A 20319-nucleotide genomic window follows, 5' to 3' on the forward strand; every position below is an offset into this window, starting at 1 on the left:
AATGGTTATCAGTGTCTGTATTGGAACAGCATGCCACCTGGAGGGCAGCTATAACGTGATCGCCGCGTTTCAGCAGATGATCGAAAAGTACAGTCTGCACGACAGCGTGAAAATCAAAGCGGCCTTTTGCATGGGGCACTGCACTCATCAGGGAGTCTGCGTAAAAATCGACTCCGGAGAAGTGCAAAGCGTTACCGGCACCACCGCCAAAAAATTCTTTCAGGAAAATGTGCTTGCGGTTCTGAAACCGCAGAATTGATCTCCATAAAAAAAAGTCCGCAGAAAAAGCATTCTGCGGACTTCCTTTTTTGTTTTGAGAAATAAGATCATCAGAATTTTCATTTATGATTTGAGCCCAAAGAACAGAAGGACGCCAACGGGAGCAAAAATATAACTGGCCCTCGAAAGAGCAATTGTTAGATTATGGAGCAAAACCGGAATTGTTATAAAACCAAAACTTAACGCCAAAATGCTAAAAAAATAGAAGGCAATCACAAAGAGGCTGAAAAGCAGAAGCAAAATTCTTATTGCTTTTTTAGTAATGTGCAATTGATTGATATCCGGCAAGCGTTTCCATAACATCCACATGACAAGATAGGAAATACTTAAAAAATTGAATGGTTTCAATATGTAAAAAGAAACAAATACAGGCTCAATGATGAAATACATTTCAAAAGATTGCTTGTTTATCAGGACGTAAATAGAATACCCAACCGATATCGCCGCAAAAAACGCAAAAACATACGCCACGATGTTTACCACTTTGTTTCTGACGGGATATTGCGCTTTGATATCTTCCATGAAACTCCTCCTTAAAAGTATCAGGTTCTGATTACTGATACCAGCATAGCACAGTAACAATATCCTGTAAATATGTTTCCGTATCTGAAAATACCGCAGTCTGTAAGACAAGTGAAAAAGCGGGACGGTCACACCGTTCGGCATGACTGTCCCGCTTTTTCAAAAATGTTTTGCAGCACTTTTTTATCTGGTTTTCTCAAGAAAAATACGGACGTTTTCCTCTTCCTTTTCCCTGTCCGCGTTCAGCCTCCCCAGCCGGTCGCAAAGGCCCAGCAGCGCCACATCCCGGACGGAGGTCTGCCTTTTCATTTGCTCCGCATCCGCGAAAGGAAGGCCGTTTACCACAAACAAAAGCTGCATGTGCCAGCGCACAAGGGCGGTCACTTTCTCAATGAATGCTTCGTCCCCGCTGAACTGCTTTAGAAACTCAGCAGTCATTCTTGCGCCCAGCTTGTCATGGTCGTAGGAAGTGATCTTTCCCCTGCGGATTCTGGTCGTGCCCGGTTTGCCGACGTCATGCAGCAGCGCCGCCCACATAAAGGCCCTCGCGTCGCTGCTTTTCCCCTTCATCTTCGCGGCCTCGTCCACCACCAGCATGGTGTGATTCCAGACGTTCCCCTCCGGATGATGCTGCGGCGACTGCTCGGCGTTTTTCAGGTCGTGCAGCATGGCAAAAGGGGCCTCCCGCAGAGCGGCGGTTTTGTCCAGCTCCTCAAAATACAGCGAAGGCTTTTCATCCGCAAGCAGATGCTGTTCCATCGATTCAAATAAATTCTGTTTGATACTCATTTTCTTCCCCGACTTTTCCGGCGTTTTGTGTCATCCGTTTGCAGCCTGCCGTACACGCAGGCTACGGTCACGAAGTTTTCTTCAGCGCGCCTGTTTTTCCAGAGCCAGAAGCCGTACCTTGATGTCCACGCCCCCGCCGTACCCAACAAGCGACCCGTCCGCGCCGATGACACGGTGGCAGGGAATGAGGATCGGAATCGGATTTCTGTTGTTCGCCATTCCCACCGCGCGGAATCCCTTCGGGCTGCCGGCGCTTTCGGCAATTTCCTTATAGCTGCGGGTTTCTCCGTAAGGGATACCGCACAGGCAGTGCCACACCTTCCGCTGGAACTCCGTTCCCGACGGAGACAGCGCGACGGTAAATTCCGTTCTGCTCCCTGCCAGATATTCCCGCACCTCTTTTGCCGCCTGCTTCAGCAGCTCCGTTTCCCTCACGGCAGCGCCGCGGGGGACGGCGGCTCCCTCAAAACAAAGGTCGGTAATCCCCGTACCGTCTTCGGCGATCGCGATCCGCCCGATATCCGTGTCATAAAAAAATAAATTTTTCACCGCGCTCATCCTTCCTATTATGACTGCCGTTCCTGAATTTATCCTTATTTTACATAATATTGCTTTTATATATTTTCTGTATAAGAATAAAATTCATCTTTCAGAAAACTACTATAACAATTTCCTTTCAGTTTGCGGGATAAAACGCGTTCCTCCCCCGCCGAAGGCGGGGGAGGAACGCAGCCTTGTTTCAGAATCAACTGGAAACGCTGTATTTAGCAGAAAAGGAGGAAAGGAATGCGGCTGGAGTCTAATGATACTCCTTCTGTACATACCGGGAATTAAAAGCGCGCATAGCCGCGAAATATCCCAGCTTAAACTCGACGATACCGCCGACACGATAGGCGCGGCGGCTGTCGCTCACATCCAGGATCAAATGGTCCGAACTGGCGCCGAGCAGGATCACCCCGGGGTCCAGCGGTTCCATGGTGCCGGTATCCACATCCTGACGTCCTATCGCACAGATGGCCCTGGTGCGCACACCCCGATCGACGAAAGCGGGCCTCTTCCCATAGGAATTCACGCCGATTTCTCCCCAGGGCTGGGACGGCTTGTCCTTGATTTCCACAATTTCCGCCTGCAGGATGAACACGTCCGAACAGGTATGATCCAGATATTGGTAATGCGCCCGCTCCCTGCCGAAAAGCAGCGCCTCGCCCAGACGCAGGTTGTTGACCCCCCGCGGAATGCCGTCGTGCAGCATCAGGTCGATTGTCGCGGAATTTCCGCCGCTGACAATGCCGCTTCCCCCGGCAGCCACCATCGCCCTGCTTAAAAGCTCCAGATGCTCCAGCTTTTCGGTATCCGGCTGTACAAAGGAAAAACAGGTCAGGTTGGTTCCCACTCCATAAAGCAGCAGGGAATCCATTTTCAGGATCTCGTCCGCCGTGCGCATCAGCTGGTCATCCTCCACATACCCTTCGCGGATATCTCCCAGATCCGCCATCAATATGATTTTATGGACCCTGTTCTGCTTTTTGGCTTCTTTCTGCAGGGCCCGCACGGTTAGAAGCTCCGAATTCAGCGACACATCGGCGCAGCGCACCACGTCGGCCGCTTCGCTCAGCATGGGGATGCGGATCAGCCATTTTTCCGCTTTCAGCTGTTCCATCCGCTCCAGGTTCTGGATACGGGCATCCCCCAGCATGCGGATTCCCCCGTCCAGAAAGACCTGTGCCAGGCGCGGATCTCCACCGAACATTTTGGTAACCGCTGTGACCCGGATATGGTGCCGGTCACACAGCGCACGGACGGTTCTGACATTTTTCAGCAGTTTTTTTGTGTCTACGGACACTTTCGGATACATATTGCACACCCTCAAACCTGGTAAAAAAAGGACGCCGCGGATGATAAAATCCACAGCGCCCTTGCTATTATTATGAATTATAAATCCTGATTCCTGCATTGTCAACCCGTTTTTCGGGACAATTTATTTATAGTTGGAACGTTTTTGCAAGTTTCTATTTTCAATCCTCCAATTATAATCCAAAAAGATTATAGCAAACGACAAGAAAAAGCGAATTGATTTTTGAAACTTAGGTGAGCTTGCATATTGACGCGGGCCGTTTCGTCGGGTATAATGGTGGGCATACGAACAAAGAGGTTCACTGCTTCGGCAGCGGGCCTCTTTTTTTGTTTTACCCACACCGGATTAAAAAGTATTTGATTGAGAGGATTGAAGGCTATGAAGAAGAAAATCATCGCGGGGATGCTGACGGGGGTGCTGATGGCGGCCACTGTGTTTGCGGGCTGCAGCTCCGGCACCGCAGCCAGTTCCGCCGCTCCCGCCGCATCAACGGATGCGGGCTCATCCGCTGCGTCGGCCGCCAGTTCAAAAGTATATCTGATTGCGTGCGACGCAAAATACGCTCCCTTTTCCTTTGAAGAAGACGGCAAATACAAGGGAATCGACGTGGAACTGCTGGACGCCATTGCGAAAGCGGAGGGTTTCCAGTATGAACTGAAGCCGATGGATTTCAGCGGCATCATCCCCGCGATCAAGGCCGGTCAGATCGACGGTTCGATCGCCGGAATGAACATCACCGAAAAAAGAAAAGAATCCGTCGACTTCTCCGACGGATATATTCAGGCGGGTTCCTCCATCGTTGTGAACAAGGACGACGACAGCATCAAGTCCCTGGACGATCTGAAGGGCAAAACCGCCGCCGTTAAGAAGGGCACCACGGGCGCTTCGTTTGCCGAAGAAAACAAGGACAAATACGGCCTGAAGGTCAACGTTTACGACGACTCCCCCTCCATGTTCCAGGCCGTGGAAAACAAAAACGCGGACTTTCTGGTGGAAGACTTCCCGGTTATTTCCTATTCCATCAAGATCAACGCCGGTTCCAAGCTGAAGGTAGCGGTCGAGTCCATTGGCGAAGCCCCGTACGACGCCTTTGCCGTAGATAAAGGCAAGAATCAGGACCTGCTGAAAATGTTTAACGAAGGCCTGAAAAAGGTAAAGGAAAACGGAACATACGACAAAATCGTCAACCAGTACTTATAAAAAGAGCAAAATAAAGCGGCAGCCCGCGCAAGCGCGGGCCGCTGCGTTTTCCATGGGGCAGATTATAGGAGGTATGGAGTTTGGATTTGTTTTTGAAGATATTGCAGGAATCGCTGCCCAGCCTTTTGAGCGGGCTGCGGATCACCATTATCATGGCAATTTTGTCCCTGTTTTTCGCGTCAATTGTCGGACTGATTATGTGCATTTTCAGCATCAGCAGATTCCGCTTGCTGAAGGCCATTTCCACTACCTATATTTACGTCATTCGCGGGATTCCGCTGATGATTCTCGGCCTGTTTCTGTATTTCGGCGTCGGCGCCGCGCTGCAGATCCGCTTTGACCCCATGGTTGCCGCCGTTATTGCGCTGACCATCAACGCGGGCGCGTATATGGCGGAGATTTTCCGCGCGGGTATCCAGGCGATCGATTTCGGCCAGATGGAAGCGGCCCGGAGCCTTGGTTTGAACTATTTCAAGGCGATGAAGCGGGTAATCCTGCCGCAGGCGGTAAAGATCATGATTCCGTCCATCATGAATCAGTTCATTACCACCATAAAGGACACCTCTATTCTTTCCGTCGTCAGTGTGAGGGAGCTCACCCTGAGCGGACAGATCATCATTGCGAACAATTACCGCCCGTTCGAGGTATACGCGATCGTAGCCATCATGTATTTTATCTTTATTACGATTCTGACCATGATTTCAAAAAAGATGGAAAGGAAGCTGAGTTATGATAATCGAGGCGAATAAAATCAGGAAAAGCTTTGGAAAGCTGCAGGTTTTACGCGACATTTCCCTGACTGTGGACGAAGGCGAGGTGCTCTGCATCATCGGCCCGTCCGGTTCCGGAAAAAGCACGCTGCTCCGCTGCCTGAACCGGTTGGAGGATATTCAGGCCGGAAGCGTGGCCGTGCTGGGCGAGGACGTTACCCACACCAAAAACATCAACAGGCTGAGAGAGAACATCGGCATGGTTTTCCAGTCGTTCAACCTTTTCCCCAATTACACCGTGCTGGGAAACATGCTGCTTGCCCCGCTGGAGCTGAAAAAAATGAACCGGAAGGAAGCCGAGGAGAAAGCCCTGGCCCTTCTGAAGAAGGTCGGGCTGGAGGATAAAAAGGACGTCTATCCCCAGATGCTTTCCGGCGGGCAGAAGCAGAGAGCGGCGATTGCCCGCGCGCTGCAGATGAACCCGAAAATCATGCTGTTTGACGAGCCGACCTCCGCGCTTGACCCGGAAATGGTCGATGAAGTGCTCAAGGTCATGAAGAACCTCGCGCAGGAGGGCATGACCATGGTGATCGTAACCCATGAAATGAACTTTGCCCGCGACGTGGCCGACCGCGTGATTTTTATGGACGGCGGCTACATTGTGGAACAGGGCTCCGCAAAGGAAATCTTTACGGCGCCCAAGAACGACCGGTGCAGGGACTTCCTCGCCAAGGTGCTCAGCGCGTAGCTTCCGATCCTTCATCAGGAAAAAATGATATAAGGAAAGGATAGGAAAACCGATGCTGACACAGGAGCAGAAGCAGGAAGTCATCGCATTGTGCCAAAGCCTGATCCGCGAAAAAAGCTACTCCGGCGAAGAATCTTCCGCCGCGCAGGTGCTGAAAATTTTTTTGAAAGCGAAGGGCTTTGACAGCGTCCAGACGGATTCCTACGGCAATGTCATCGGCTGCATCAAAGGAAACAGGCCCGGCAACAGAATTCTGTTCGACGGACATATCGACACCGTTGCGGTCACCGACCCTTCCGCGTGGGACAGCGACCCGTTCGGCGCGGAAATCCGCGGCGGCAAAATCTACGGACGCGGCGCGTCGGATATGAAGGGCGCGGTCGCCGCCATGGCGTGCGCGGCGAGCAATTTCGCCCGGAGCAGCGGCAGAGATTTCGCGGGTGAGCTGTACGTTGCCGGGGTCGTGCACGAGGAGTGCTTCGAGGGGGTGGCGGCGCGTTCCGTCAGTTCCCTGGTCGAACCGGACTATGTGGTCATCGGGGAAGCTTCCAACCTGAACGTAAAAATCGGCCAGCGGGGCCGAGCGGAAATCAGACTGGAAACCTTCGGCGTCCCCGCCCACTCCGCGAACCCGGAAAAGGGTGTAAACGCGGTTTACCGGATCTGCGGCCTGATCGACCGGATCCGCCGTCTTCCCCCGCCCGAGCAGGAGGTCCTGGGGAAAGGAATTCTAGAGCTGACGGATATCAAGTCCACCCCCTACCCCGGCGCCTCGGTGGTGCCGGAATACTGTTGCGCGACTTACGACAGAAGGCTTCTGGTGGGGGAAACCCAGGAAAGCGTACTGGCTCCCCTGCAAACCTTGCTGGAAGAGGAAATGGGCAGGGATCCTGCCCTGAGGGCGCGGGTCTCCTACGCTCAAGGGAAGGAAGAATGCTATACCGGCGCGGCAATCAGCGGCGAGCGCTTTTTCCCCGGCTGGCTGTTCGCACGGGAGGAGCCCTTTGTTCAGAACGTTGTCAGGGAGCTTCGGCGCATGGGCTTTCAGCCGGAAATCACGCAGTATCAGTTCTGCACCAACGGCAGCCACTACGCCGGGGAAGCCGGAATCAAAACCATCGGTCTGGGACCCTCGCTGGAATCGCTGGCCCATACCATCAACGAATCTATTGAAATCGATCAATTGCAAAAAGCGGTGGAATGCTACACCGGCGCAATCAACGCCCTACTTTCAACTTAACAGATCCCCGCCCGGGACTTTCTTTTAACAGATTGACCCGCGGCAGGCGAAACCGCCCGGAAATTTCCGGGCGGTTTCGCTTTTCTGCCCCCTGAGAGGGCCGGACTGACATTCCTTTCCTCTTGGAGCGCACGGTATTCTGTGCTGTTACGATCTTCCTTTTGAACCTTTTGTTTTATTTTAAAATCTCCCACTGCGTTTCCCTGAAACCCACCAGCACGGTATCGCCATCCACCAGAATCGGCCGCTTCACCAGCATTCCGTCCGTGGCCAGCAGGGCGAACTGCTCCTCCTCGCTCATGGAGGGCAGCTTTTTGGAAAGGCCCAAGGACTTATAGAGCAGGCCGCTGGTGTTAAAGAACTTTTTCAGCTCCAGCCCGCTCTTCCGGCGCCATTCCTTTAATTCCTCCGCGGTAGGGTTCTGCTCCCTGATATTCCGTTCCTCATACGCAATGCCGTTTTCCTGCAGCCATCTTTTCGCCTTCTGGCAGGTCGTGCATTTGGGATAGCATACAAATAAACGCATGGCTTTCACTCCTGTTCTTCTATGATTTTCTGTACCCGTCCCACCAGATCGTCCTCCTCCAGCATCACCTTGATGCCGTGGGGGTGCGTGGGGCTGTTGGTCAGAATCCGCTTGACGTGACCGCGGGTCAGCTTCCCCGTGGGCTGGTCCTTTTTCAGCACAATGTCCACCAGCGCGCCGATCTTGATATTGGCCCTGATTTTTCCGTCCATGTCTTCACCCGCTTTTCAGAATGCCCGCTGCCGCGGATATCCGTTTTTCATAGTTCTTAGTATACCCTTTGATAAGCCCCGGCACAAGTCCCGCCGTGCGATAAACAACAAAACAGCGCACCGCCGAAAAGCAGGTACGCCGTTTTGCTGTATGTTCTATATGGATTCAAATGAAGGAATGAGTAAATTAAAGGGATGCGAGGCTTTTCCCAAGCTCTCTGCACTGTGTCTCCCCGTCCGCGTCCGGCGTGGACTGTACGATCAGGCCGTCGTCTGCCAGTCTGGCCCCCGCCGCCTGTACGCGGTCCTGCCATTCGCGCATCCACGCGCCGTCGCCCCAGCCGTAGGAGCCGAACAGGGCAACGTTTTTGTCCTTGAGCCCGCTCTCAATTTCCGTGAAAAAGGGTTCGAATTCGGATTCTTCCAGAACCTCGTCCCCCATCGCGGGGCATCCGAAGGCGATCACGGAGCTGGATTCGATTTTTGCACGGTCAGCGTCCGAAACCGCAGTGACTTCTGCCTGGCCGCCCGCCTGCTGTACGCCCTCGGCGATCAGATTCGCCATGGTCTCCGTATTTCCGGTACCGCTCCAATAAACAATGTAAACATTACTCATAAGTCAACCGATCTTTCTCCGCGCGGCAAAATCAGGGACAAGCGGCAGGTTCGCGTGGGAATCCTCTCCGCTTCTGAAGAATTATGCGGCATGAAACAAGGCCAAAAGGGATACTCCGCTCTGCACACGCCGGTAAAAATCGTCTCTGCACAGCGTATACCTTCTGAAACGCTCGCTCGCGGCCTCTTCGTCCGAATAAACCTTCCAGTATCCGCACATTTTGCAGTTCTTTCCTCCGTGCTCAATGAAACCGATCACATCGTCCAGAGGGTAACTCAGAAACAGGCCGATTTCATGGGGAAAACAACATTCCCGGCAACGGGATTTCAGTCGGCTCAGAACCGCGGCCAGCTCCGTCCAATCCGTGTATCCGTACGCTTCCAAAAAGCGGCGGACCCGTGGGTTCTGCAGTTCCGGCCAAAGGAGACTGCTGCGGTAAACCAGCACCAAAAAGTGCGTTTCACATTCGCACAGCACTTCCAGCCTGACGTCAGCCCGTTCCAGACACCGATTGTATTCCGAAAGCAAATTTAGCAGCCCATCACTGTCTTTTCTCTTTACGGTAAACAGACTTGCTGATTTTATTCCGGCCAGCGTTGGCGAACAGTGAAACGCAAGCATAGAATCCAGTTGGCGGTTTGTCATGATGGAACCTCGTTTTTTGTTTTGGTTAGCGTCCGCTAACTGAAAACATCATAACATGCGTTTTTCGCTTTGTCAACTGTTTTTCTTCATGTTATCTTTGGCTAAAATTTTCAGCATTCAAGCCATTGGCAATCGAAAGCTGATACCGCTTTCTGATTATATGCGGAACGGAGCTATCGGAGCAATCCATTCTGCATTTTTCCATCTTGCACAGTTCCACACCCTGATTTTTTGTATTGTTAAACAAATTTCATAAAATTGAGGCTTTTATTCTCTTTCTTGGCTCTAAGTATTGACAAATCCCCGATTGCGGAGTAAATTATAAATAGTTAGTGTATGCTAACTACCAAAAATTATTCCCTTGTTGTTTTGATAAAAAGGAGGATTCATTATGCCGCTCACAATGGCACAGTCCGGTGTACAAAGTATTATCCATGAAATTCACGGCAAAGACGAAACCAGGCGTTTTCTGGAAAGTCTGGGTTTTGTTGTCGGAGGCAATGTTACCGTTGTATCGGAAATCGGCGGCAACATGATCGTAAATGTAAAGGATACCCGCATTGCAATCAGCAAGAGCATGGCAAACAGGATTATGGTGGCATAGAAGGCCCGATGGTCTTCATTTCATATGCAAAATTGACAGGAGGGAAACAGAATGACACTGAAAGATGCGAAATGCGGTACTACCGTAACGGTTACCGCCTTAAGCGGCGGCGGAGCAATCAAGCGCAGGATTATGGATATGGGAATCACGAAGGGCGTACAGATTTATGTGCGGAAAGTAGCTCCTTTAGGCGATCCGGTGGAAATTACCGTCAGAAATTACGAATTGTCCATTCGGAAAGCAGATGCGCAGAACATCGAAGTGGCGTAGCCGTACGGCGAGGCCAAATTTTTATGGCGATAAGTTAGCTGTGGCTAACTATTATGAAGGAGGTACGCACAATGTCTATTAAAATAGCGCTTGCCGGCAACCCCAACTGCGGCAAGACGACAATGTTCAATGACCTGACAGGCAGTTCGCAGTACGTTGGCAACTGGCCAGGCGTAACCGTGGAAAAGAAAGAAGGAAAACTGAAGGGGCACAAGGATGTTACCATTGTTGACCTTCCCGGTATTTACTCTCTTTCCCCGTATACGCTGGAAGAGGTTGTTACCAGAAATTTTCTGATCAACGAGCATCCGGATGTGATTATCAATCTGGTTGACGGTTCCAATATAGAGCGCAACCTGTACCTGACCACACAGCTTGTGGAAATTGGCATCCCCGTGATCATCGCGCTGAACATGATCGACGTGGTAAAGAAAAACGGCGATAAGATCGACACCAAAAAGCTGAGCGAAGCGCTCGGCTGCGAAGTGGTGGAAACCTCTGCGGTAAAGGGAACCGGTTCCAAAGAGGTCGCGGAAAGAGCTTATGAAATGGCAAAAGCGAAGGCCCGGACCGTTCCCCAGCACTCTTTCGGCGAATCGGTCGAAAAGGCAATCTCAGAAGTCGGAGAGCTGAGCAAAAGCTTTATTCCCGCCGACTTTTCCCGCTGGTACGCGGTAAAACTTTTTGAAAGAGATTCCAAGGTTCTGGAGCAGCTCCATTTTACAAAAGAGGTACAGGATAAGATCGAAGAAGTTATTGCCGCCAGTGAAAAAGAGGCGGATGACGACTCTGAAAGCATCATTACCAATGAGCGCTATAATTACATCGGCAAATTAGTTGCCAAATGTCTGCACAAGAAACATGCCGGAATGACGACATCGGACAGAATCGACCGGATCGTTACGAACCGGTGGCTGGCACTTCCCATCTTTGCCGTGGTAATGTTCCTGGTCTACTACATCTCCATTTCAACTGTCGGAACCATGGGTTCGGATTGGGTCAACGACGTTCTGTTCGGTGATATCGTACCGAATGCAGTCGGTGGCTTTTTAACTTCCGTCGGCGCCGCTGAATGGCTCAGTTCGCTGATTCTGGACGGCATTGTAGCCGGTGTCGGCGCTGTGTTGGGATTCTTACCACAGATGCTGGTGCTTTTCCTCTGCCTCGCAATCGTAGAGGACTGCGGCTATATGGCTCGTATCGCCTTTATTATGGACCGGATCTTCCGGCGCTTCGGCCTGTCCGGCAAGTCCTTTATCCCCATCCTGATCGGCACCGGATGCGGCGTGCCCGGCATTATGGCGACCCGTACCATTGAAAGTGAAAAAGACCGTCGGATGACCATTATTACAACCACCTTTATTCCGTGCAGCGCCAAGCTGCCCGTGATTGCGCTGATTGCCGGCGCGTTGTTCCCTGAGTCGCCCTGGGTCGGTCCCTCCGCTTATTTCCTTGGTATTGCGGCGATTATCATTTCGGGAATCATCCTGAAAAAGACCAAGCTGTTTGCCGGTGATCCGGCGCCCTTTGTCATGGAACTGCCCGCATACCACATTCCGGGTGCCAAGACGGTTCTGATTCATATGCTTGACCGCGGCAAGGCGTTCGTCAAAAAAGCGGGGACCGTCATTCTGCTCGCTACGTTTGGCGTCTGGTTCCTCAGCACCTTTGGGTGGAACCTTCAGATGGTCGATATCGAAGAATCCATTCTGGCTTCCCTCGGACGTGTGATCGCTCCGATCTTTGCACCTCTCGGCTGGGGGCAGTGGAAACCCGCCGTTGCTACCGTTACCGGCCTGATCGCGAAAGAAAACGTTGTGGGTACCTTTGGTATTCTGTACGGCTTCGCAGAAGTGGCGGAAGACGGCGCGGAGGTTTGGACCAACCTGCAGAGCTCCTTTACCCAGCTTTCCGCTTATACCTTCCTGATGTTCAACCTTCTCTGCGCTCCGTGCTTTGCGGCGATCGGCGCGGCCAAGACCGAGCTGGGCTCCGCAAAATGGACGCTGTTCTCCGTTGGGTATCAGTGTGTGTTTGCCTATATCCTGTCCCTGATTGTTTACCAGTTTGGCACCCTGTTTATGGGCGGCGGCTTCGGTGTCGGAACAGCCGTTGCCACTCTCCTCTCTATCGGTCTTCTCTATCTTCTGTTCCGCAGCTATAAACCAACAAGCGCTCATTCCCTGAAAGGAGCGCGCGCAGCCTAAAGGAGGCGTTTTTATGGCAACATTCATTATTTCGGTTATTCTTTTCGCGGCTCTCGCCGCGTCCGCGCGGTACACTTACAAAGCGCACAAGGCCGGAAAATGTGTCGGATGTTCCGGGTGCGGCGGTCACTGCGACCACTGCGCCGGGACGGACGAAAGTCACAGGGCCTGATAGGAAAAGCGCAGGTTTGAAACCTGCGCTTTTTTTATAAATTTATTGAACAGAGTTGATCCATGAAAGTAAATAGGTAGAATAAGGAGAGTAAAAATGTTTTCTTCCTGCAAAAAACGATATCTGTTTGCAATCTACGAGCTGGGATTCGACGGCCGCGAGGTCCACTGCAAAGACATTGCGCGCTCCCTCGGAATTAAATGTCCCAGCGCCTCCAAAATGCTGAAAGCCATTGCTTTGGAAGGGCTGATTGATAAAGAATATTACGGGACCGTGCGTTTCACCGCGCGCGGAGTCCGAATCGCGAACGAGCTGTATACCCGTTATCTGCTGCTGTACGCCTTTTTTTCCGAAACTCTTCAGGTTTCCCCGGAAAACGCACGCCGGGACGCGATATTCTCCCTGTGCGATCTCTCGGAAGAAAGTATTGATAAAATATCCGGCGTCACGCTGACCGCTGCAGTCAAAAAAAAGTCCAGCCCATTTTCCGGGGATTGATAAAAACGCCATTTTCAGATATACTGTTATTTGTATTGTAAAAATGACAGAATCTGGGGTGCGCTTTTCATGAATGCAGTCAAACAAAAAATCAGTCAGCTCTTTGCAAAGGACCATAAACGGCCGGACATTTCACTCAGCCTGTTTAAATACATAGGGCCCGGGCTTCTGGTGACGGTGGGCTTTATCGATCCGGGCAACTGGGCGACCAATATCGCTGCCGGGTCGGATTTCGGCTACGGCCTGCTCTGGGTAATCACGCTTTCCACAATTATGCTGATTCTTCTTCAGCACAATGTCGCCCATCTGGGAATTGTAACCGGCGACTGTCTTGCGGAGGCGGCCACCCGGCACCTGCATAAAAAAATCAGCGTTCCCGTGCTGATTACCGCGCTTCTGGCCTGCGCCTCCACCGCCCTTGCGGAGCTGCTCGGCGGGGCCATCGCGCTGAATATGCTGTTCCATATCCCGGTGAAGGCCGGTTCCCTGATTGTTTTCGCGGCGGTCACGGCAATGCTTTTCAGCAACTCCTATAAGAAGATTGAAAAGATCATCATCGGATTTGTTTCCGTGATCGGGCTGTCCTTTCTGTACGAGCTGACCATGGTGAAAATCGACTGGGGCGCGGCGGCCGCGGGATGGGTGACGCCTGTTTTCCCGGAAAACTCCGCGTTTATCATTATGAGCGTGCTGGGCGCGGTGGTAATGCCGCACAACCTGTTTCTGCACTCGGAAGTCATTCAGAGCAGGCAATTTAATCTGGAAGACAAAGCTGTTTTGGAAAAACAGTTGAAATACGAATTTACGGATACCCTTTTCTCCATGATCGTGGGCTGGGCCATCAACAGCGCGATGATCCTGCTTGCGGCCGCCACCTTTTTTCAGCAGCACATCCCGGTGGACGAGCTTTCCCAGGCGCACACGCTGCTGACGCCGCTGATCGGAAACGCTTCCGCCGTCATCTTCGCCGTAGCCCTGCTTTTCGCCGGATTCTCCTCGTCGATTACCGCCGGAATGACCGGCGGCAGCATTCTGGCGGGCATGTTTGGCGAGCCCTACAGCATCAGCGACAGGCACACCCGCATCGGCGTACTGGGGACCCTGATTGCCGCCATGGCGGCCATTCTGTTCATCAGCGACCCGTTCAACGGCCTTCTCATTTCCCAGATGCTGCTGAGCATTCAGCTTCCCATCACCATTTTCCTGCAGCTGTACCTGACTTCCTCCCGGAAGGTGATGGGCGAATACAAAAACACGCCGCTCCACAACGCGATGCTCTGGGCGGTCGGAATCGCGGTAACCGGCCTGAATATCTATCTGCTGATAGACACGCTCCTGTAAAGCCTGCGGGACTTCACCTATTTTCCAACTGCTTTACGTAAATCTCCGTATAGGTGAGCCGCCCGTTCAGCCGTTCCGACTTCATCAGGCTGATCTTTTCCACCCGCATATGCATGGGAGGAATTGCCCGCGCAAACGCTTCCCGGTCAAAGCCCGGAACAAGCGAAACCTCACGGCCAAGGGTCAGATGCGGTTTGAATTCGCGCGTTTCAAGGGAAAATCCTTTCCTGCGCAGCTCCGTACACAGGCTTGCCTGAAGGGCCGTGAGCGCGGCGCTGTGCTCAACGCCGACCCAATAAATGTCCCCGCCGCCGCGAAAGTGCCCAAAGCCCCCGATCCTCAGCTCAAAAGGCACCCCGGCAGCCGCGTCCATCGCCTGCTTTGCCGAATCGGCCCGCGGGGTCTCGCCAAGGAAAGTTAGAGTCAGGTGCAGGTTTTCACGCCGGGTGAAATTTCCCCGTACCGAGTTTTCTTTCAGCCTTTCGATACAGCCGCACAGGCTGTCCTTCACTTCGTTCTGAAAATTAACCGCTATAAAAAGACGCATTTTGTTCACCTGATTTCTTTGAGCACATCGGTGATTTCCGCCTCGGTGCTGCTTTCAATGAAATTCACCGCATGGTCGATCACGCTGTCCGCCAGCGCGGCGGTCCCCGCCACACAGGCGATGCCGATGACGATCGTCTGGTGGACGTCCTGACAGTCGATTTCGGCGGCGGACGCATGGAACTGATTCCGCACTTTTGCCAGAAGGCTGTTTACCACCATGCGCTTTTCTTTCAGCGAATGCACCCACGGCGCGTAAAGCGTAATCTGTGCCGTCCCTATCAGCATCTGCCGTCCTCCTCTTGATCAAACTGAAACTGAAAAGCCATTCTGCCGTACGTGTGCCGCTGTAGAGCGGCGCATGCTTTTCTTTTTATTATACCCGCCTTATCCCGGAAAGTAAACGGAATGCCAAATACGCATGAAAAGGGGCCGGTTTCATGGGAACCGGCCCCTCAGGTTGTAGACAAACTGCCAGACTGCTTTTACTGTCCTTTATAAATCGGACGTCTCATCCGCCAGCTGAAACCGGCCGACCTCATCGTGAAGGATCGCCGCCTGAGCGGAAAGCTCCTCACTGGAAGCGGAGCTTTCCTGCGCGGTCGCGGCGTTTGTCTGTACCACCGCGGAAATCTGTTCGATGCCCTGGGTGATCTGAGCGATTGCCGCCGCCTGTTCCTGAGAAGCTTTGTCGATCTCTTCAATGGAAATTTTGACCTGTTCGGAGGTTTCGGTCACCCGGCTCAGCTCCGCCGCGGTATTTTCGGCGGTCTGGGAGGCGTCCGCCACCGCCTGGATTGAAGCGTTGATCAGCAAGGATGTCTGCTTTGCCGCCTCGGCGGATTTTGCGGCCAGAACGCGGACCTCATCGGCGACAACGGCAAACCCTTTCCCGGCTTCCCCCGCGCGCGCCGCCTCAATTGCCGCGTTGAGCGCCAGAATGTTCGTCTGGGAAGAAATATCCTCAATAGCCTTGATGATCTGGCCGATCTGGTCCGAGGACACCTTCATCTCGTTCATAGCAGAGAGCATCTGTCCCATGTGATGGTTGCTTTCCTCAATACTGGAAACCGTCTGAACGACGTAATCCGTCGCCTGGCCGACGCTGGCTGCGTTGTGATTCACCTGTTCGGACACATTGGCGATGGACTGGGACAGCTCCTCAATGGTGGCGGCCTGTTCCGACGCGCCCGAAGCCAGCGCCTGGGAAGCGTAGGATACCTGATCCGCCCCGGATTTCACCTGCTGAGAGGATTCGTTCATCGTTGACAGCGTCCGGTTCAAAGAGGTATAGATGGTCTGCAGGGACTCTTTGATCGGTATGAAATCCCCGATATATTCCTGCTCGACGGCAGAGGTGACGTCCCCCTGGGCGATTCTGAGCAAATGGTCGGTAATGTCCTGAACAATACTGCGCATCATGACGATCAGCTGTTCCGTCGCCTGGGTCAGCACGCCTGTTTCGTCCTGCGTCATGACGACCGGCGAAGGCGGAGACTGAACGTCGCCTAAAGAAAGACCGTGCAGCCGATTGGTAACATTCTGAATCGGTTTCGTGATTCTCTCCGCCCACCGGTACATCAGCAGCATACCGAAAACGGCAAGGGCCGCGCTGACCAGAAGCAGAATGAAAAGGGACCACATTTTCTGCTGGTTTTGGCTGGCCACCGCCTTGTTGATATCATCATAATAATTTCCCGTGCTGATATACCAGCCGTAGGGTTCAAATTTTTGGGTAAAGGCACGCTTCTGAAAAGTGCCCTTCTCCCCGGGCTTGGTAAAATAAAACTCGGTATATCCGCCGCCATCCTTATCGCCCGCGGCAATCACGTTCCGTATGTAATAATTACCCGCCAAGTCCTTGGCGTCATAGCGCATGGTGCCTTCATATTCCTTGTTCATATGCACCGCGCACAGTCCGTTGGCCTCGTCCGCCCAGAAATACCCTTCCCCGTTGTTATAGCGGGTATCCCGGACAATTCCCCTTGCGTTGTCAAGCGCCTGCTGCTCCGTGATTTTCCCGTCCTGATAGCTTTTATAATTCGCGTCCAGAGCGCTGATGATGTTTTCAACCGCGACCTTGATTTCCTTGTCATACGCCTGCTTGGTGGCGGCGATGGAAAGATCGAACGCCCGGTCCATGCAGAGATAGGAAATGCCGGACAGCACAACGACCAAACTAAGCAGCAGCCCTCCAATAAACAGAACCAATTTTCCTTTCAGGTGCAGCGAACGCTTTTTTGTCATTTTGAAATCCCCTTTTCAGTCATTTCGTGGATCTACAGCAATTAAAAAGCACTTCCCAGACACCTTTCCATTGCCGTCAGGACGTATTGCCTGCATTATTTTTGAGTTGCTTAAACTGATCGAATAAATCCACCTTTTGAACAAACAAATTGCCATTATTTTCTATATGATAGCATAAAGCGCTTTCGCCGTTGTTAAATTGCAAGAATATTAATGTGAAATTTTTACAATTTTCACAAAAAAAGAAGCCCGTACTGCAGATCAGCCAAGCCTTCTGGCGTGGCCAATCTTTCCAGTACGGACTTCTTTCTGTGTCCTCGGGCACAAATATGGATTCAAGCCTGAAAGATTAAAAAAAGGATGTATCTGTTGATACTGCGAATGGAAAGGAAACGGAACGATTGGAAATCAGAGCAGCGTTTCGTAAAGCTTGGGAGACGGTTTCGGAATCACCGTTGTCTGCACCAGAAGCTCACACTGCTTTTTTGCCGCCTCCACGGCGGTGCGCACGGCCCCCACGTCTCCGGTCAGGACGACCACGCCTTTTCCGCCGATGGAATAGCCGATCTTGATTTCGACCAGCGTAACGTTCGCCGCTTTTGCCGCCACATCCCCGGCCGTTACCGCCGAAGCGATGGAATAGAATTCCAGCACGCCGACCGCCCCCGGATTTTCCACCTGGTTCGTCAGGCAGATCGCGGGAATCAGCTGAGAGTGGATGTTCGGAATCAGCAGGGTATCCACCAGATACTCTCCGGCATACTTCTCCCCCACGGACATGGAAACCTTGACATCCCCGGTCGTCCCGCCGATCAGCACAATATACTTGCCGGGGCACACGGTGGACGCTTTCAGCAGGTCCACGTTCGCGGCCTTGATCATATAATCGCTTGTTTCAATTCCTCTGGCAATACTGGAAAATTCAATCATACCGATTGCCTTGCTCATGCTGCTCACTCCTCCCTGCTCCGACGGATGACCGCGCCGGTCCCGTCGATTTTTTCTATCACACCGTCAATGCTCGCGTGGATGTTCGCGGACAATCCGCCCTGCGCCGCCGCAGCCAGCAGTTCGCCCTTTGTGACGCGGTCATTGACCTGTTTGACCGGAGCAGCCGGTTTGCCGATATGCTGCTGGAAAGGAATGAACACCCTTTCCGGAGCAAGCTCACGGCACTCCTTTGCATGAAGCCGGTAATAGTCCATAATATTCAGCCGGGCCGCCAGCCTGCCGGTAGGCACCTGACCGTACCGGGCGGCCTCGCTGGGAACGGGATTCCTGTTCTGTTCCACCTTGATGCCGCGTTCCCTGAGCTGGCCCTTCAGATAAATATTCACCTTCCGGGGAGACAGCCCCATGGGGCAGGAAAACATCTCGCAGATGCCGCATTCCGAGCAGTTCATCGCCGTTCCGAAGGCTTTCTTATATTCCTCGTTATCGGTGATAAAAGGCTCCCGGAACAGACTGCGCATGACAAGATGCGGCTTCATGTTGTGGCCGATCAGATTCCGGGGGCAAAGGCTCGTGCACATCCTGCACTGGACGCACGCGCTTTTTGCCTGCAGCCGGATGCGGTGGAGCGGCATGGTCGCCCGGCGGATCAGATAATGATCCTTCGGCAGGACGATGATATTTCCCGTCGTCTTGGTAACGCTCAGCTCTTTTATCCGGACGGGGTCCGTAAACACCTTCCCCATCATGGGCCCGCCCAGAATGATGTCGTAATCGGAAACGGTCGGCTTTGCTTTGTCAATGCATTCGGTTACAGGAGTCCCCACCGGCACATGGAGAAGGATCGGTTCCCTGACCTCCCCCACAACGGACAGATATTTGTCCGTTACCGGCCTGCCCTGCAATGCGTCGTAAATATTGAGCATCGTGCCCACATTGTCCACGACCGCTCCCACATCGAGGGGAATCCCCCGTTCCGGGACGGATTTTCCGCAGATTAGCTGCACCATCACCTGCTCGTCTCCGGCAGGATAAAAAGCGGGCATTTCAAACAGCTCGACCGGCGCTCCCGCTTTTTCAATCGCGCCCCTGAGCGCGGTGATCTCCGCCGTATATTTTCTTTTCAGGGCAATCACCGTACGCTTTGCGCCCAGATGGGCGGAAACGGCCTGCGCGGCCTCGACAATCCTGTCGGGATAAGTACGGGAGATATATTTGTCCGTCTCGATCAGCGGCTCGCACTCGGCGGCGTTGATGATAAAACAGTCCGCTTTTGCCGAAAGCTTCACATGGGTGGGAAAGCCCGCTCCGCCCGCTCCGACGACGCCGGCGTCCTTAATCGCTTCTGTCAGATTCATGGTATCACCGTCCTAAATAAAACATTCCAGGCTTGTTAAGGGTATCGAAAAACTTGTCAGGCATAAGCAAAATTGTTTGCAATTTTGCGGTTGCGCGATTTATTGACAGCCTGACGCTTTCGTTATTCCCGAATAATCTGCATCCCGTTGACCCGGGCATAGTCCCAGGCCTCGGAAGAAATGATGCTGTCGGCCGCCACCCGCATGACAAGGATATTGTCGTTGTTCAGCAGGGCCAAATCCCTTGCCGTCACAATTTCCCGTCCTGTTCCGCCCGGCCGTTTCCGCCGCGGACCCGGCGGCACGGCAGGCGCCTCGACGACGGGCACCGCGTCCGTCGTTTCGCCCAGCACGCTGTCTTCCAGCTGACTCAGCGGGCAGAAGATCACGCCGGATTCTTTCAGGAAATTGACCTTCTCCAGCATCATGTTGTAGTAAACCGCCGGGGCCGTTCTCTTATAATCGAACAGCTCGACTTCTTCCTCAACCGCGAAGACGGTTTTCCCCTTCAAAATGGCCTGAACCGCCGCTTTCGAGTACGGGGTGTCCTCCGTTCCGCCGGCGACCCGGACCAGCATATCGTTCGTCAGGTTGAAAAGAACGACCGCCGAAAATTCGTCCACAGTACAGCCGTATTCGCCCTTCAGGGCGCACTCCGTCCGGTAGCGGGCCGTCAGCCGGCCGCTCTCCAGCATCCGGTGGCATCCGGTGCTTTGGTCATGCTTCTGCGTCAATACCAGAAGGCCGGGCTTTGTATGGTTTCCCCCCTGAATGTCCATAGCT

Annotated in this window: 25 protein-coding genes; 11 read left to right on the top strand and 14 right to left on the bottom strand. The window is 52.9% G+C overall.

Translation table 11 applies throughout. The features are described 5' to 3' along the window. The first annotated feature begins 1 nt into the window (after window position 1). Window positions 2-259 (top strand): (2Fe-2S) ferredoxin domain-containing protein, encoded by a 258-nt coding sequence (locus ACRQV7_RS11735; protein ID WP_444660271.1) that lies wholly within the window; start codon window positions 2-4, stop codon window positions 257-259. Window positions 260-342: 83 nt separating this feature from the next. Here ACRQV7_RS11735 and ACRQV7_RS11740 read toward each other — a convergent pair whose 3' ends face one another. The 4 genes from ACRQV7_RS11740 to ACRQV7_RS11755 form a co-directional block, all read right to left on the bottom strand. Beyond that, window positions 343-801 carry a hypothetical protein gene (locus tag ACRQV7_RS11740; protein WP_444658286.1) on the bottom strand — a complete coding sequence of 153 codons (459 nt, stop codon included), beginning with the start codon at window positions 799-801 and terminating at the stop codon, window positions 343-345. 183 nt (window positions 802-984) lie between these two features. Further along, window positions 985-1590 (bottom strand): HDIG domain-containing metalloprotein, encoded by a 606-nt coding sequence (locus ACRQV7_RS11745; protein WP_444658287.1) that lies wholly within the window; start codon window positions 1588-1590, stop codon window positions 985-987. Between the two features lie 81 nt (window positions 1591-1671). Continuing rightward, a complete protein-coding gene (locus tag ACRQV7_RS11750; protein ID WP_444658288.1) occupies window positions 1672-2139 on the bottom strand; it encodes a methylated-DNA--[protein]-cysteine S-methyltransferase in 468 nt (155 codons plus the stop codon). A 250-nt stretch (window positions 2140-2389) separates the two neighbouring features. Beyond that, entirely contained in the window at window positions 2390-3445 is a 1056-nt protein-coding gene (locus tag ACRQV7_RS11755; RefSeq protein WP_444658289.1) for an alanine/ornithine racemase family PLP-dependent enzyme, read from the bottom strand. A 378-nt stretch (window positions 3446-3823) separates the two neighbouring features. On the opposite strand from ACRQV7_RS11755, the gene ACRQV7_RS11760 reads away from it, so the two are divergent. The 4 genes from ACRQV7_RS11760 to ACRQV7_RS11775 all read left to right on the top strand — a co-directional run bounded on the left by ACRQV7_RS11760 (window position 3824) and on the right by ACRQV7_RS11775 (window position 7343). Further along, window positions 3824-4645 carry a transporter substrate-binding domain-containing protein gene (locus tag ACRQV7_RS11760; protein WP_444658290.1) on the top strand — a complete coding sequence of 274 codons (822 nt, stop codon included), beginning with the start codon at window positions 3824-3826 and terminating at the stop codon, window positions 4643-4645. A gap of 80 nt (window positions 4646-4725) precedes the next feature. After that, window positions 4726-5394 carry an amino acid ABC transporter permease gene (locus ACRQV7_RS11765; protein ID WP_275715494.1) on the top strand — a complete coding sequence of 223 codons (669 nt, stop codon included), beginning with the start codon at window positions 4726-4728 and terminating at the stop codon, window positions 5392-5394. Further along, window positions 5375-6103 (top strand): amino acid ABC transporter ATP-binding protein, encoded by a 729-nt coding sequence (locus tag ACRQV7_RS11770; RefSeq protein ID WP_275715492.1) that lies wholly within the window; start codon window positions 5375-5377, stop codon window positions 6101-6103. Before ACRQV7_RS11765 ends, ACRQV7_RS11770 begins: the two co-directional genes overlap by 20 nt. Window positions 6104-6155: 52 nt before the next feature. Then, window positions 6156-7343 (top strand): YgeY family selenium metabolism-linked hydrolase, encoded by a 1188-nt coding sequence (locus ACRQV7_RS11775; protein ID WP_444658291.1) that lies wholly within the window; start codon window positions 6156-6158, stop codon window positions 7341-7343. A gap of 175 nt (window positions 7344-7518) precedes the next feature. Here the strand turns inward: ACRQV7_RS11775 and ACRQV7_RS11780 are convergent, their stop codons facing one another. From ACRQV7_RS11780 to ACRQV7_RS11795, 4 genes are all read right to left on the bottom strand, one after another. After that, entirely contained in the window at window positions 7519-7869 is a 351-nt protein-coding gene (locus tag ACRQV7_RS11780) for an arsenate reductase family protein (RefSeq protein WP_444658292.1), read from the bottom strand. A gap of 5 nt (window positions 7870-7874) precedes the next feature. Further along, the gene (locus ACRQV7_RS11785) at window positions 7875-8081 is read right to left on the bottom strand and encodes a YwbE family protein (protein ID WP_275715486.1); all 207 of its coding nucleotides are present in this window, start codon (window positions 8079-8081) and stop codon (window positions 7875-7877) included. A 187-nt stretch (window positions 8082-8268) separates the two neighbouring features. Next, window positions 8269-8697: a flavodoxin gene (locus ACRQV7_RS11790; protein ID WP_444658293.1), complete on the bottom strand. Its 429-nt coding sequence runs from the start codon at window positions 8695-8697 to the stop codon at window positions 8269-8271. 81 nt (window positions 8698-8778) lie between these two features. Then, window positions 8779-9342 carry a DUF3793 family protein gene (locus tag ACRQV7_RS11795; RefSeq protein WP_444658294.1) on the bottom strand — a complete coding sequence of 188 codons (564 nt, stop codon included), beginning with the start codon at window positions 9340-9342 and terminating at the stop codon, window positions 8779-8781. A 391-nt stretch (window positions 9343-9733) separates the two neighbouring features. Between ACRQV7_RS11795 and ACRQV7_RS11800 the strand changes: the two genes are divergently transcribed. The 6 genes from ACRQV7_RS11800 to ACRQV7_RS11825 all read left to right on the top strand — a co-directional run bounded on the left by ACRQV7_RS11800 (window position 9734) and on the right by ACRQV7_RS11825 (window position 14434). Beyond that, complete coding sequence (locus ACRQV7_RS11800) at window positions 9734-9946, top strand: FeoA family protein (protein WP_038325393.1); 213 nt, start codon at window positions 9734-9736, stop codon at window positions 9944-9946. Window positions 9947-9997: 51 nt separating this feature from the next. Further along, window positions 9998-10216, top strand: coding sequence for a FeoA family protein (locus ACRQV7_RS11805; RefSeq protein ID WP_038325394.1), 219 nt, complete (start codon window positions 9998-10000; stop codon window positions 10214-10216). A 71-nt stretch (window positions 10217-10287) separates the two neighbouring features. Next, window positions 10288-12423, top strand: a complete 2136-nt coding sequence (gene feoB, locus ACRQV7_RS11810; RefSeq protein WP_444658295.1) for a ferrous iron transport protein B — start codon at window positions 10288-10290, stop codon at window positions 12421-12423. A 13-nt stretch (window positions 12424-12436) separates the two neighbouring features. After that, a complete protein-coding gene (locus tag ACRQV7_RS11815) occupies window positions 12437-12595 on the top strand; it encodes a FeoB-associated Cys-rich membrane protein (RefSeq protein WP_275715473.1) in 159 nt (52 codons plus the stop codon). Window positions 12596-12691: 96 nt separating this feature from the next. Then, window positions 12692-13093 carry a metal-dependent transcriptional regulator gene (locus ACRQV7_RS11820; protein WP_042082127.1) on the top strand — a complete coding sequence of 134 codons (402 nt, stop codon included), beginning with the start codon at window positions 12692-12694 and terminating at the stop codon, window positions 13091-13093. 69 nt (window positions 13094-13162) lie between these two features. After that, window positions 13163-14434, top strand: coding sequence for an Nramp family divalent metal transporter (locus ACRQV7_RS11825; RefSeq protein ID WP_444658296.1), 1272 nt, complete (start codon window positions 13163-13165; stop codon window positions 14432-14434). Between the two features lie 13 nt (window positions 14435-14447). On the opposite strand, the gene thpR is transcribed toward ACRQV7_RS11825, so the two are convergent. The 6 genes from thpR to ACRQV7_RS11855 all read right to left on the bottom strand — a co-directional run bounded on the left by thpR (window position 14448) and on the right by ACRQV7_RS11855 (window position 20315). Beyond that, window positions 14448-14981 (bottom strand): RNA 2',3'-cyclic phosphodiesterase, encoded by a 534-nt coding sequence (gene thpR, locus ACRQV7_RS11830; protein ID WP_444658297.1) that lies wholly within the window; start codon window positions 14979-14981, stop codon window positions 14448-14450. A gap of 5 nt (window positions 14982-14986) precedes the next feature. Continuing rightward, window positions 14987-15268, bottom strand: a complete 282-nt coding sequence (locus tag ACRQV7_RS11835; protein ID WP_275715466.1) for a DUF503 domain-containing protein — start codon at window positions 15266-15268, stop codon at window positions 14987-14989. Between the two features lie 207 nt (window positions 15269-15475). After that, entirely contained in the window at window positions 15476-17227 is a 1752-nt protein-coding gene (locus ACRQV7_RS11840; RefSeq protein ID WP_444658298.1) for a cache domain-containing protein, read from the bottom strand. 408 nt (window positions 17228-17635) lie between these two features. Then, entirely contained in the window at window positions 17636-18175 is a 540-nt protein-coding gene (locus tag ACRQV7_RS11845; RefSeq protein ID WP_444658299.1) for a BMC domain-containing protein, read from the bottom strand. A 5-nt stretch (window positions 18176-18180) separates the two neighbouring features. Beyond that, entirely contained in the window at window positions 18181-19536 is a 1356-nt protein-coding gene (locus ACRQV7_RS11850) for a 4Fe-4S dicluster domain-containing protein (RefSeq protein WP_444658300.1), read from the bottom strand. Window positions 19537-19658: 122 nt separating this feature from the next. Further along, window positions 19659-20315, bottom strand: coding sequence for a hypothetical protein (locus ACRQV7_RS11855; protein ID WP_444658301.1), 657 nt, complete (start codon window positions 20313-20315; stop codon window positions 19659-19661). Window positions 20316-20319 lie beyond the last annotated feature (4 nt).

The organism is Caproiciproducens lactatisolvens (assembly GCF_052443335.1).
Taxonomy (GTDB): domain Bacteria; phylum Bacillota; class Clostridia; order Oscillospirales; family Acutalibacteraceae; genus Caproiciproducens.